Here is a 12,924-nt window from a genome sequence, read left to right as displayed (position 1 = left end):
TCACTGACCCTTTCTGTGTGCAGGATGGTATTTCTGGATGTACTTGTTGTCAATCCTACCCAGCTGGTTTTCAGGCAGGTGCGCAAGAATCTTCCATCCGATGTCCAGGGTATCTGCAATTGTCCTGTTTTCGTTTCTGCCCTGTGTAACGAAATTCTGTTCGAAGAGATCGGCAAACTCAAGGAACTTAACATCTCTATCAGACAGAGCCTCTTTACCGACGATAGCCACTAGACCTCTCAGGTCACGCCCTTCTGCATAACCTGCATACATCTGGTCAGAAACCGCCTTGTGATCTTCCCTTGTCTTGTCTGCTCCGATACCGGAGTTCATCAGCCTTGACAGGGACGGCAGCACATTGATTGGCGGGTAGATACCTTTCCTGTGCAGTTCTCTTGAAACCACAATCTGACCTTCAGTAATATATCCGGACAAGTCAGGAATCGGGTGAGTAATATCATCACCAGGCATAGAAAGAATCGGAATCTGGGTAACTGATCCTTTTGCGCCTTTGACAATACCTGCACGCTCGTAAAGAGTTGCAAGGTCAGTGTACATGTAACCCGGATACCCACGGCGGCCAGGTATTTCATTACGGGCAGCGCCCATCTGACGGAGAGCTTCTGCATAGTTGGTAATATCAGTCAGAATGACAAGAACGTGCATGCCATGTTCGTATGCCAGATATTCAGCTGCAGTCAGAGCCATACGCGGGGTGACGATACGTTCGACAGCAGGGTCATCTGCCAGGTTCAGGAACACCACAGCCCTTTCAAGAGCCCCGGTCTTTTCGAAGTCACTCATGAAGTACTGGGCTTCTTCATTGGTAATACCCATTGCTGCGAAAACTACTGCGAAAGCCGCTTCTGATCCAGGCACAGCCGACTGCCTTGCAATCTGCAGGGCGATTTCGTTGTGTGGGAGACCAGAGGCTGAGAAAATAGGCAACTTCTGTCCACGAACCAGGGTGTTTGTTCCGTCGATTGTGGAGATGCCAGTCTGGATGAAATCCTTTGGAGGCAACCTGGCATATGGGTTCATTGCAGCTCCGTTGATGTCCAGAAGCTGATCAGGCACAATCCTGGGCCCGCCGTCAAGAGGTTCTCCTGAACCTGAAAGGATCCTTCCGAGAAGGTCGATGGATGCAGGGAGCTTCAGGGTTTCCCCTGTGAAGACTACACCACAATTCTTGTCCAGCCCGGTAGTACCTTCAAAAATCTGGATAACCACTATGTCCGCCGAAGAGTCCAGCACCTCGCCTCTACGGGTGGTTCCATCAGGCAGGTTGACAGTAACGATTTCTTTATAGCCCACTGGCTCTGTTTTTTCAACAAAGACTAGAGGTCCTGCAATCTGAGTTATTGTCTTATATTCTTTTACCATGTTTACCTACCTCTCAGGGATGCAAACTCTTTATCCATCTTTGCCAGGACATCATTCATAGAAGCATCGAAGTTCTCTTCAAACTTGACCTTGGGAAGCTCATTCTTAGATTCCATCTTGATAATTTCCGAGACAGGCACACCTGATTTCAAAGCTTCCTGTGCAGCATCTCCGTACTTCATGATTGCCTTCATGATCTTGTACTGCTCAGAGAATGGACTGTAGGTATCTACTGGGTGGAATGCGTTCTGCTGCAAGAAGATTTCCCTGATCATACGAGTAATTTCAAGCAGAAGCTGCTGATCGTCTGGCAGAGCGTCAGAACCTACGAGCTGCACGATTTCCTGCAGTTCGGATTCTGTCTGAAGCATTCCCATTGCTTTTTCCCTCATAGCCACATAATCAGGAGCCACATTATCTGAGAACCAGTTGTTAAGGCTTTCCTTGTACAGGCTATAACTGTTCAGCCAGTTGATAGCCGGGAAGTGACGCCTCTGAGACAGCTTGGCATCGAGAGCCCAGAACACTTTCACAATACGCAGGGTATTCTGCGTAACAGGTTCTGAGAAGTCACCGCCAGGTGGAGATACTGCTCCAATAACAGTAATAGAACCTTTCGCACCGTTGAGAGATTCAGCAACACCTGAACGCTCGTAGAACTCCGCCAGCCTTGCAGACAGGTATGCTGGGTAACCTTCTTCACCAGGCATTTCTTCCAGACGGGAGGAAATTTCTCTCATAGCTTCTGCCCACCTGGAGGTGGAGTCTGCCATAAGGGAGACGTCTAATCCCATGTCACGGAAGTATTCTGCAATGGTAATTCCGGTGTACACAGATGCTTCTCTTGCAGCCACAGGCATGTTTGAAGTGTTAGCGATAAGAACAGTACGCTCCATCAGTGGGCGGCCGGTCTGAGGGTCTTCGAGTTCCGGGAACTCACTCAGAACGTCTGCCATCTCATTTCCGCGCTCACCACAACCAATGTAGACCACAACTTCAGTGTCACTCCACTTTGCAAGCTGCTGCTGAGTAACGGTCTTTCCCGATCCGAAAGGTCCGGGGATTGCAGCAGTTCCGCCTTTTGCCACAGGGAAAAGTCCGTCAAGGATTCTCTGTCCTGTAACCAGAGGTTTATCTGGAGTAAGTTTTTCCCTCACCGGTCTGGGTCTCCTGACAGGCCACCTTTGCATCATCTGCAATTCGGTTCCATCAGTAAGGGTACATACTGTGTCTACTACCGTAAAGTTCCCGCTCTTGATGTCGGCAACTGTACCGGAGATGTCAGGAGGCACCATGATCTTATGTTCAATATTCACGGTTTCCTGTACAACACCGAATACTTCTCCGCCTTTTACGAAATCGCCTGCCTTGACAATGGGTTTAAATTCCCAGAGTTTCTTGTGGTCAAGCCCATCTGCAGTAACACCTCTGCCAATGAAACCGCCCGTACTTGCAAGCAGGACGTGCAGAGGCCTCTGAACCCCATCATAAATACTGGAAAGAAGACCAGGACCAAGTTCCACGGATAGAGACGAACCTGTAGAATAACAGGGCTCCCCTGGCTTGATGCCTGCAGTCTCTTCGTATACCTGGATGATGGTCTTGGGTCCTAATATCTGGATGACTTCACCCATTAAACCTTCACTACCGACTTTGACCAGGTCATACATTTTTGCCTGCAAGCCAATGGCGGTGACGACAGGCCCAGACACACGATAAATTTCACCTTTTACTTCCACAGATCAACACCTACCGCTTGTTTTATCTTATCTCTTAAACTCGAGCCTGCTCCACTGCCTCCAAGCGATACTACTGTAGGCTGGACAGACTCATTCAAGTTTTTCCTTAAAAGTTCCGGCAGATTACCAATGTCATCATTATGCATTACAAGAATCCCGATACTCTTATCTTCAAGCACCGATTTTACCGCGGATTCAGTGGTTGGGATATCAACGACTTCATATACATTCCTGATACCTGCCAGCCTGAATCCCGTGACAAACTCGCTCTTTCCGATCACTGCCAATTCCATTAGATAACCACCAACTGATCTTTAATTAGTGTATCATCGAGGCCAGCTTCCTTACCTCTGAAAATAATCCGGAGGTTGGTGACCTCATTATTTTTATGGATAACATAGTCCATAATGGGTACAATTGAGATCGGAGATACATGCGAATAAGTGGTTGCAGATTCAAGAGAGTACCTTATGAGCCTGCTTTCAACGAGAGTCAGAGAAACCGTATCCAGCCCCGTAACACTTGAAATTGCATCCCAGTAATGAGTTTTTCGAAGTTCATCGATAAACTGCTCGTAAGGAAGCGATGCCAGTTTTTCGGGATTTAGCTCCAGGCCGCCTTCGATCATGAGGGGCATGATCTCATCAGACTTCTCGACTCCTGCTCTTTTCAACCTGAATAGATTACTCAGGTTCTTGACATCAACTTCGAGTTTGATGAACCTTGCAAAGAGCTTACGATCCTTGGACCTTGGCCTTCCGATTACGGCAAACAGGCTTGCGTAGTACATCTTGTCAAGCTCGTTTTCTATATATGCCAAGTTGGTTCCATCAAACTCCTGCAGCAGTGGGTAGTACTCAGTCTCTTTAAGAGCATCAATGACTTCCTGATATGTGTCCTTGGCTGCAAGTTCTGACAGGAGGGTATAGGTAAACTCCCCGGCAGAAATAAGAGACTCGAGGATGTCCTCAACGGATGCATTGAAAATTTTGCCACGAAGAAGCGTTTTTACATTCCAGATGTCATATCTTTTAAGATATGCAATGATCAGGTAGTTCAATTCTCCTGAGGTGATCCTGAGCAACTTATCATAGGTTAACGCAAGATTCCTGTTTAGTGCATGTTCTGCCAGATCGCCACCGCTGTATTTCATTGCCAGTTCGTCAACGTCGTTTTTGTATTCAGATTCCTGGATAAAACGGGTGATTTCATCAATCCCCATATTGAGAAGCCGTGGATAAGTTTCTTTAGGAAGCAGCTTACTCTTCATCGCACGGACACGGGTTACGGCATAAGCATAATTAGAAGTGCCTTTTTTTTTCTTATCGGATTTTCGGTAGGGATTTTTACCCCAGAGTCTCTCCAAAAGCCGCATCGAACATCACCCGTATAAAGTATCAGATATCTGCTTCAATGAACGCTCATACACGTTTTTCAGGATTGAATCATATGTGAAATCTAACCTGATGGTCCCATCTTCGTTTTCAATAACAACGCCACCTATACAGTCCAAATTACCCGCATAGGTTAATGAAGATAATTTCCTGGCAGTCTCTTCTGAAGCTTTAGAAGAATAAATCCTAGCACCGCTAGCCTCATACTTGTTAATAATATGCTTCAGCAGCTCTTCTTTTTTGGAAGCCGGCATTGACTTGATTTTATCAACAGCCTGGCTATAAACTTTATCAAGAAGTTCCTTGCGCTTGTTAAGCGTAATTCTTTTTACTTCCAGGTTTGCACTTGAGATAACCTGCTGGTGCAGCTTTTGGAGGTCCTCTTCCACCTTGGCAAGGCTGTCCCCGAGCATCTTCTTCTGTACTTCTTTAGCCTCATTTATTATCTCGGCTGCCTTTGCATCGGCTTCGGTATTTATACGGGAAACCTCAGCTCTTGCACCCTCCTGGATGTCTTTTGTAACGATCTCTAGTCCCATGCTTACACCTCCAAATAAATATAGAGCAAAAAAGTGCTCTAAAGCTTAGAGCAGATACTCTAAGCTGCTTAGAGTGCAACGATACCTAAGGGGAAACTCAGAGCATATAATTACTCCAACTTCACCTGGAAAGGAAAAGACACCCAGAGAAGCTCAGAGTAATGCTCTGAGAAATTTAAGAGCGGAATACGCTCTTAAATTTAAGCAGAATTGATAAGCAATGCAACGACAAGACCGAAGATAACGATGGTTTCAGGAATGACAGTAAGGATAAGACCCTTACCAAATAACCCTTCGTTTTCTGCCATAGCGCCGATTGCTGCAGTGCCGATTTCTTTTTCAGCCCATGCAGATGCAAGCCCAGTTACTGTGATTGCGAGTGCTGCACCGAGTGCTTTCATTCCGTCTGCGTCCAGGAAAGGTCCACTAACTAATTCTTCTCCTACCATGTTTTTATTCCTCCGTGTATTTTCGTATGTATCCGAATGGGTTGTATTTTCTGCCCCCGCCTTCGTAGAATTTTCCGAAGAACTCTACGTACTGCAACCTGAGTGCATGCAGTCCGGGAGCGATGATACTCAAGACAGAGTTAAGACCATGTCCGAGTATAAACACGATTATTGCAGCTACTGCTAAGAAATTGATCTTGGAGTGATCCGCCCAGATCATTTCAAAAGCAATATCATTGACCGTTGAAGCGATGTAAATCGAAGACAGACCGACTGCGATAATACGGGAATATGACAATGCATTGCCCATAAGAGATGGCAATTCAATCGGACCTTTGATACCCTCACCCATGGTGAGCATCACAATTCCGAGAACAAGAATACCAGCACCGATGTAAGTCAGTCCTGAATTACCACCAAGGTAGCCGATAGCTGCAACGAGTGCACCGAGCTGTATAATAAGCCAACTGCCTTTTTCAAGAACCGCATGCTTTATCCCATGGTGCCTGGAAATATTTGCAAATCCGAGCAGGTACCCGAGATTGAGTTGAAGCAATCCTATTACGACAGTTACTCCAATCATAGTCATTACCATGTGAGTCCTGTGGATCGGGAACATAAATTCCTCACCACCGAGCCCTTCAAACAGAACAATAGTTTCCCAACCTGGAATCAGGCCCGGAACTGAACCATGTTCGGTATGAAGACTCGCTAACGAAAATCCTAAGAACTCACCATAAAGAATTCCAAATATAAATGTTGAGATCTGACAATAAATAAGAATATCCATGAGAGGCTTCACAGCATCTGACTTTACTGCTTTTCGAATCGCCAGTGCCAGTACTCCCAGTATCAGTGCATATCCGATGTCTCCGAGAATCAGCCCATACATTAGTGGGAAAGTGAATAAAATCACTGAGGATGGATCAAGTTCAGTATACTTGGGTCTGGAGTACAGATCCATGATCTGCTGCATCGGTGCTGCAATATTGGAGTTGTTGTACTCAACAGGGATATGCTCTTCTTCCTCTTCAGTAATTTCGAGGCTTGTGACATATGCCTTGCCATTAGTGGCACTGTTGACTGCACTGACAACTTTGTCATAATCCTCAGTTGGAGTCCAACCTTCGATTATGAATGCGTTTGCAGATGTAGCTATCCTTAGAGGCAATTCTGCCTTCTGACTCTCGATGGTCAAGACCTCGTCACTGGAAAGAATGAAATCAGAATACTTGACTTTCAAGGATTCGATATCAGCCTTTAAAGACTCGATCTTCTTGGTGACTTCGACTTCTTTCTGTTCGATAAATCTTAACAGATCGCTTGGGACACCACCTCTTTCTGGAACTCTGAGATCTCTGAATCCAAGACCCTGAAGTAATTCGTAGACTCTGTCGGCATCATTCTTGGCTACAAACAGTACAACTGATTTTGATTGGGAATCAAAGTACAGCTCATAAGCTTTGGTGATGCTTGAAATCTGACTGTCATCCAGGCTTCCTTTTACAGTACCCGCGAAAACCTTAAGGCTATCGTAGCCACGGTAATACTCAAAGTCGAGATTGATGGACAGAAAAGGCAAGATCTCCTTCTTCTGGGAATCCAGATCTTTCAACTCATTATCAAGCTGAGCAATTGATTCCGTTTTAGTTGCAATTGTCCTGTCCAATTCATCCAGTTTTGAATTAAGGTCGCGCAGAACAGCGTCAGTTTTCTGAACTACCGGTTCTTTTTTTACAATCCCCAAATAATTGGCGATAGATCGGATCTTCACAAGCTTTTTCGAGACTTCTTCGGCGTTTTTCAATGGCTTGCTGATCTTAAAACCAGACTCGTCCTCAACAAAATCTTCAATATGAAAGAGATTAGTTTCATGCAATGAATCGATGGTGCTACTTAGAATGCTTTTATGCCCGACAATAACGGCCTTTGTCATCGATTTAGGTCTACTCATTAAGGACCGCCCTCTCAAACTCCTGTACAAGGTAATTGACGGATTTGTCTAAATTAGCTTGAGCTTTTTGGGACATGGCTAATGCGTTTTTTTCACCATCGTTGACGATCTTATCTCTTTCCTCCAGGATCTTTTCTTCACCTACTTTAAAAGAGTCTTGTGCAGCTTTATGTGCATCGATTTCGGCCTGCCTCAGGATTTCCCTGGCTTCGGCCCGAGCATCGGAGATACGCTTGTTTTTGGAATCAATAGCGTTGTCAACCATTGATTTAGCGCTCTCTTCCGCTTTTTTTATTTCGGATAAGATTTCATTTTTAGCCATGTGAATCTCCGTCTCTCAAAATTTAATATATAAATTAATAATTAAAAATCCCTACTCCAATGGAGCTAGTTAACAAATCCTTCGCGAAAGAACTATATAACAGCTTCGGTTTTATCGGAGAGGGATAGAGTAATTATAATGAATATTCATTAGATATCGAATTCACCGGAAATTTTTAAGAAATTTAGAAATATAAATAGCAAAATATGTGGTTTAAATCCAAAAGATTAAATAGAACAGTAAAAAATAATTAAATATAAACAGTCGAATATAATTGATTGGTAAAAAATGTTAAATCTTGCCTGTAAAAAAGAAGAGCAAAGCCATGAAAAGAACTTTTTTGAATTAATGTTCTGATAGGCGATTTCAAGGTAATTTTAAAATAAATGTGAATTAACAACTTTGAGTTAAGACTTTGTAAAACAAGTTATATCAGGTATCTATATACAGGTATCTATCCTTAAAACACGCACAGCATTGTCTAATAGAGAGAAGATATTTAAAGCGAGTTTAAAAAATAAAAAAAAGAATGTATTCAAAGTAAGGGATATAACAATTTTTAAAAAAATACAATGTATTTTCAAACGACACTAGCCTCTTGTTTCAAAAAAATAGAAGATTACTTTAGAAAACAGCCCAGTCTTTTTTAAATAGATGCATTTAATTCCGAGTCTGTGAACAAAACTCCCGAAAAGATAATTACTGAGCTTAGTAGCCGTCACAGAACAACCTATGTAGATTTCCTATTTGACTTTTTAATTTTCAATATCAAAGTCACCAATTGAAGTTACAATAAATAATCATTTGCATAGGTTATTTCGTTGCAGACACTTAGTCGATAATAAACAAGGAAGGTTCCATCGAAATATTCAAAATAAAGCCACGAACACAATAAAAATTTTTTAAAGAAAGTGTAAAAAATAATAATTAAAAAATTTTATTCACGGCTTGAAATATAGAAAAATATCCAGAAAATAGCAGAAAAGAGAAAGAGAAAAAAAAAAGAAGTAATGTAAAAAAATTTATAAAAAGAAAGAGGCTTGAAGGAGGCCGAAAAGCCAGAAATAAGCAAAATTTCCTTCTTAAAAGGTATTAAAAAGGAATTATTTAAACCTGTAAGGAATTCTGGCCCCTTTGGGGATAGTATGTATATACTCCTTCCTGAATTCAGGGTTTCGCATCATGCAATAGGAGGCATCATCTTTCTTGTAGGCATTATGCTTGCCCATGCGTTTCCAGATGGATTCCAGAGGCTCTTCACATATATTGCCAAAAGATAGTGGGGTATATGCACAGGGCATTACCTCCCCGTCTGAAGCAACATGCATCCAGCGCCTGCCGGCAAAACATCCGAAAAGTTCAGGACCCATAAAATAAGGGAAAGCTGTAACTCTCGGCCCCTCGGGTTTGCTGTTCATGGCTTTCTGGAAAGTCTGAAGCCTTGATACGTCCTTCTCACTTATTACCTCATCCTCATGTTCAAGCCAGCGCCCCACTGCAATGATCTCGTAAATAGACATCTCCTTCATTTCCAGATCGGCTGCAAGGGAATAGAAATCCTCCAGATCATCGATATTATGCGGAGAAACAACGACAAACATATCAGTAAGGATTCCTGCAGCACTTGCATTTTTGACTCCATCAATTGCATCCCGGTATGCACCGCTCCGTCCTCTGAAGCGGTCGTGCTCAGCTTCAAATGGGCTATCAAAGCTGATCCTTGAAGCATACAGTCCTGCAGCCTTAAGTGCCTTTGCCCTTTCTTCAGAGAGCTTGAAGCCTGAAGTAAAACATGTGGCAATTGCCTTTGTCTTGTCTACCCTGGAGACCATCTCAACGAGATCATCCCTGAGCATCGTCTCTCCGCCGTCAAAGGAAACCAGATAGGCTCCAAGGTCAAGGCTCTGCTCTATAGCGTTACATATCTCATCAAGGGTCAGTTCTCTTTCAGGTTTTATGTCAGCTGCTCCGCAGTGAATACACCGATTTGGACAGCGGGCGGTAATCCCTATTGAAAATTGATCCGGAACACGTTTCTTCATTATGGCTGCAATTTCAGCACTTATGACTCGGCTGAAAACAGGGCCGGGAATGGGAGGAATCCATGTGGAGAAAATAATCTCGTCTTCGTTTATTGAAATAGGTTTTTCTTCCGCAAAGATGTTGTTTATACGTTTCAGAAAGGGTTTTGCAAGCTGGGAAAGAGGACCTTCTGCATCAAGCACCAGCTTTTCATTTTCTGTACTGGCATTTACCTTAATCACCGGACTATCATATACTCGCATGGATACACCTGATAAAGTTAATATCAAAAGCTGAAAACTTTTGGGGTTTAAGTAAGAAACTAAATTGCATCATTATTGGCATTCTATACACAGAAATTCGACAGAGTCAATTCATTTTTCAGGATGAGTAGAGCTAAATCAGATATTTTGAAGCATGTCTACGGTTATATAATCAGTTATCTGGAAAAGTTTATCCCTTGCCGGACATACTCTAAATGTTTCAAGTGTTTCTTTTGCGGCACTAACGTGCAGCCTTACGGAATCTATAGACTTCTCTAAGGCCTCTTCCTTTGACATGTTCCTCATGTAGATGTGCGGCAGGGTTTCAGATGTAAATTTTGATTCCTTGCCCTCGACTACTTCTAGAAATTCAAGAATGTCATCAACAATCTGGTATGCAGTTCCCAGGGAATTCCCAAAGAAGCTAAAACGCTCCGCAAGTGCCTCATCAGCTCCTCCGGTATATGCTCCAATGGATGCACTGATTGCGAATAGAGAAGCAGTCTTCTTATAAATACATTTTAAATAATCGCTTTCTCCGAAGTTATCGTCATCAAGCCTCAGGTCAAGGACCTCTCCTTCCGCCATATCCATTCCCGCCTTTCCAAAATCTCGAATTACCTTTTCACCATAAGGGGAAATGAACGCAATTGATTTTGCAATGAGATAATCACCACAGAGCAGTGATCTGGAAGGCCCGAATTTTTCCGGGGCAGAGGGCAGATTCCTCCGGATAAGCCCCTGATCCAGCAGGTCATCATGAATTAAGGAAGCCGAATGCATCATTTCAACGGCAAGGGCTGCATTAAGGCTCCGGGAATATGAATCTGAACAGATCTCGCTGGCCAGAAGAAGGATAATTGGTCGAATTCGTTTTCCTCCGGAATGACAGACATGCTCAACCATTTTTTTTAAGCCGGAGTTCTCTATTCGGGCAATTGAGTCCTCAATCCCGGCTTCTACATATCTGTATTCTTCCCATTCTTCAATATTCATCAATATTACTCCGTATACTTTGACGGGCATCCGGTAACTATCTTATTTGCCTCAAACGTAGATTCGGAAATCATTGTTCCGCTAATTGTCACCTGTTTTCCTTCGGCAAGATTGGAAGGGAGATCTCCTACATAATTCACATGTATCTTAAGGTTTTCATCATTTTCGTCTTTCAGTTCAAATGATGTCATGCCAGGAACCTTTTCAAGGCTTCCGTCCTCTACAATTCCCATTGCATTTATACTCTGCCCGGCATAGCCCTGAGGGTTCGAAAGAAGCTCAGATACTGCAAGATATCCTTCAGAAGAGTCGACTCCATATAACCCTATAAGAAACACACCAGCAATAAAAGCAACTGCAAGCAATGATTTTTTTCTTTTGTTCATTCTAAAACCCCGTATAACTCGATCATTACATTAACCTTTTGTTGGACTCTGCATACGTCTTAAGTAATGACAGGAGGTATGCAAATATGAGTATCCAGCTGATTGCAAACGCCAGAATAAAGGGTTCCATTTATATCACGTCTTTGCACTATCAGTTTCTTCAGCCCGGTTTTGAAGCCAGGGCAGTATAAAGGAAGAAAACTGTTTTTGAAAACTTATGTCTAGCCCTATATAAGAGTATATATCTCTTATCAGAGAAATAAGATTCCAGAGGGAAAAAACAGGAAAAATTATATTTTTATTATCCACTGTAAAAATAAAAATAATTATTCTTATCTAAAGAGCCCAATATTATTTTTACAGTATTATATAATCATTTGAATATTATTTAATTAAAATTTTTACAAAGGAAATATTGGATATAAAGTGGCTTTCTTTCAAAAAGTAGCAAAAATCGATGAATTCAGCCAGAATATTTACTTGTAACAATAATAAAAAAATAAGATTGTTAAAGCTTTATCTGGTGATATTTACTCTAAAATATTCATGTAATAAACCCATTTCTCAAGCGAGCAGGGTTAACAATAAAATAGAAATATATATAGAACTGGAATATATAAAAACTGTAAAAATTCAACTGGTACCTTCACACTATTTAATGCTATTATCCGAATTTGCAAACTCGAAATTCTAACCGGAACAATTCAGTAACCTGAGTTACTTATTTGCCTTTTTCCCGAAGATATTTGACTACTATTTGCAATGGCACATTTTCAGACATCATCTGGATGCCTTTTGGATGCCTTTTATTACTACATCATCTGGATGCCTTTTATTACTATACCACCCCAAACAATTCCACCCCAAATAATTATACAGTCTTTTTCCCCTTCGAATAATCAGGTAGTCCTCATTTATTTACATGCCTATTTTGTTTCTTCAGGGGGCAGGTCGCCAGATGGAATTTTGGAGGCACATTATAATTTTTGTATTGAAAGATGGTTCTCGGGGTCAAGCATAGTAAGGAGTTTTTTCTTACCGGTGGTAGCCCAGCCACAACCCTGCATGCAACAAGGGAGAAATCCAGAAAGCCATTTTAGGAGATATTGACCATGTGAACTACGCTAAACTAAAGATTTAGCGGTTTCCGGATTCATCCTTCCCTCTACTGAGGACAAGTCATACAGGTCCTGCCCCGCATACCACAGGTGAAATGAATATATGATCGTGAGAGTACTTGAGATGCTTAGAGCTTCCGGTTTTCTCCAACTTAATGTTCCCGATCCCTTCAGGTATACGATACCCTGTTATCCAACTCCCCCAGTTTGGTTTTCGCATTTTGGGTTGTGGTGACAGTATCTACTATTAAATTAACTTAATACGAAAAATAGTTTAGCAGAATCAACAATTTAAAAATAGATGAAAATTGACGCTTGTATCCCATGAAATTAAGATTTCGTGAGTTTTACGCTTCTTC

12 protein-coding genes are annotated in these 12,924 nt (G+C 42.3%); all 12 read right to left on the bottom strand.

The window, feature by feature from the left end:
* The gene (locus tag MSWHS_RS03270) at nt 1-1,383 is read right to left on the bottom strand and encodes an ATP synthase subunit B (protein ID WP_048126021.1); all 1,383 of its coding nucleotides are present in this window, start codon (nt 1,381-1,383) and stop codon (nt 1-3) included.
* A gap of 2 nt (nt 1,384-1,385) precedes the next feature.
* A complete protein-coding gene (locus MSWHS_RS03265) occupies nt 1,386-3,122 on the bottom strand; it encodes an ATP synthase subunit A (RefSeq protein ID WP_048126019.1) in 1,737 nt (578 codons plus the stop codon).
* The gene (locus MSWHS_RS03260; protein WP_048126017.1) at nt 3,113-3,415 is read right to left on the bottom strand and encodes a V-type ATP synthase subunit F; all 303 of its coding nucleotides are present in this window, start codon (nt 3,413-3,415) and stop codon (nt 3,113-3,115) included. Before MSWHS_RS03260 ends, MSWHS_RS03265 begins: the two co-directional genes overlap by 10 nt.
* Nucleotides 3,415-4,497 carry a V-type ATP synthase subunit C gene (locus MSWHS_RS03255; protein WP_048126015.1) on the bottom strand — a complete coding sequence of 361 codons (1,083 nt, stop codon included), beginning with the start codon at nt 4,495-4,497 and terminating at the stop codon, nt 3,415-3,417. Before MSWHS_RS03255 ends, MSWHS_RS03260 begins: the two co-directional genes overlap by 1 nt.
* A 6-nt stretch (nt 4,498-4,503) precedes the next feature.
* A complete protein-coding gene (locus MSWHS_RS03250) occupies nt 4,504-5,055 on the bottom strand; it encodes a V-type ATP synthase subunit E (RefSeq protein WP_048126013.1) in 552 nt (183 codons plus the stop codon).
* A 200-nt stretch (nt 5,056-5,255) separates the two neighbouring features.
* Nucleotides 5,256-5,504 (bottom strand): ATP synthase, encoded by a 249-nt coding sequence (locus tag MSWHS_RS03245; protein ID WP_048126011.1) that lies wholly within the window; start codon nt 5,502-5,504, stop codon nt 5,256-5,258.
* Nucleotides 5,505-5,508: 4 nt separating this feature from the next.
* Nucleotides 5,509-7,458, bottom strand: a complete 1,950-nt coding sequence (locus tag MSWHS_RS03240) for a V-type ATP synthase subunit I (protein ID WP_197074015.1) — start codon at nt 7,456-7,458, stop codon at nt 5,509-5,511.
* On the bottom strand, nt 7,451-7,780 hold the full coding sequence (gene ahaH, locus MSWHS_RS03235; RefSeq protein WP_048126006.1) for an ATP synthase archaeal subunit H: 330 nt from the start codon (nt 7,778-7,780) through the stop codon (nt 7,451-7,453). Before ahaH ends, MSWHS_RS03240 begins: the two co-directional genes overlap by 8 nt.
* 1,103 nt (nt 7,781-8,883) lie before the next feature.
* Nucleotides 8,884-10,065, bottom strand: coding sequence for a radical SAM protein (locus MSWHS_RS03230; RefSeq protein ID WP_048126003.1), 1,182 nt, complete (start codon nt 10,063-10,065; stop codon nt 8,884-8,886).
* A 138-nt stretch (nt 10,066-10,203) separates the two neighbouring features.
* Nucleotides 10,204-11,091, bottom strand: a complete 888-nt coding sequence (locus MSWHS_RS03225; protein ID WP_048126000.1) for a geranylfarnesyl diphosphate synthase — start codon at nt 11,089-11,091, stop codon at nt 10,204-10,206.
* Nucleotides 11,067-11,447: a cytochrome c maturation protein CcmE gene (locus tag MSWHS_RS03220; protein ID WP_048125998.1), complete on the bottom strand. Its 381-nt coding sequence runs from the start codon at nt 11,445-11,447 to the stop codon at nt 11,067-11,069. The genes MSWHS_RS03225 and MSWHS_RS03220 overlap by 25 nt, the downstream gene beginning before the upstream one ends.
* A 25-nt stretch (nt 11,448-11,472) precedes the next feature.
* Nucleotides 11,473-11,577: a CcmD family protein gene (locus tag MSWHS_RS22190; RefSeq protein ID WP_082088018.1), complete on the bottom strand. Its 105-nt coding sequence runs from the start codon at nt 11,575-11,577 to the stop codon at nt 11,473-11,475.
* Nucleotides 11,578-12,924: the final 1,347 nt, after the last annotated feature.

The organism is Methanosarcina sp. WWM596, from assembly GCF_000969965.1.
GTDB lineage: Archaea > Halobacteriota > Methanosarcinia > Methanosarcinales > Methanosarcinaceae > Methanosarcina.
This window is presented reverse-complemented; position numbering and strand designations above follow the sequence as displayed.

Excerpts from the sequence above, each read along its gene's own strand:
- MSWHS_RS03240 (WP_197074015.1), bottom strand. The coding sequence starts at position 7,458 with ATGAGTAGACCTAAATCGATGACAAAGGCCGTTATTGTCGGGCATAAA.
- MSWHS_RS03220 (WP_048125998.1), bottom strand. The coding sequence starts at position 11,447 with ATGAACAAAAGAAAAAAATCATTGCTTGCAGTTGCTTTTATTGCTGGT.
- MSWHS_RS03270 (WP_048126021.1), bottom strand. The coding sequence starts at position 1,383 with ATGGTAAAAGAATATAAGACAATAACTCAGATTGCAGGACCTCTAGTC.
- MSWHS_RS22190 (WP_082088018.1), bottom strand. The coding sequence starts at position 11,577 with ATGGAACCCTTTATTCTGGCGTTTGCAATCAGCTGGATACTCATATTT.
- MSWHS_RS03260 (WP_048126017.1), bottom strand. The coding sequence starts at position 3,415 with ATGGAATTGGCAGTGATCGGAAAGAGCGAGTTTGTCACGGGATTCAGG.
- MSWHS_RS03245 (WP_048126011.1), bottom strand. The coding sequence starts at position 5,504 with ATGGTAGGAGAAGAATTAGTTAGTGGACCTTTCCTGGACGCAGACGGA.
- ahaH (WP_048126006.1), bottom strand. The coding sequence starts at position 7,780 with ATGGCTAAAAATGAAATCTTATCCGAAATAAAAAAAGCGGAAGAGAGC.
- MSWHS_RS03255 (WP_048126015.1), bottom strand. The coding sequence starts at position 4,497 with ATGCGGCTTTTGGAGAGACTCTGGGGTAAAAATCCCTACCGAAAATCC.
- MSWHS_RS03225 (WP_048126000.1), bottom strand. The coding sequence starts at position 11,091 with ATGCCCGTCAAAGTATACGGAGTAATATTGATGAATATTGAAGAATGG.
- MSWHS_RS03250 (WP_048126013.1), bottom strand. The coding sequence starts at position 5,055 with ATGGGACTAGAGATCGTTACAAAAGACATCCAGGAGGGTGCAAGAGCT.
- MSWHS_RS03230 (WP_048126003.1), bottom strand. The coding sequence starts at position 10,065 with ATGCGAGTATATGATAGTCCGGTGATTAAGGTAAATGCCAGTACAGAA.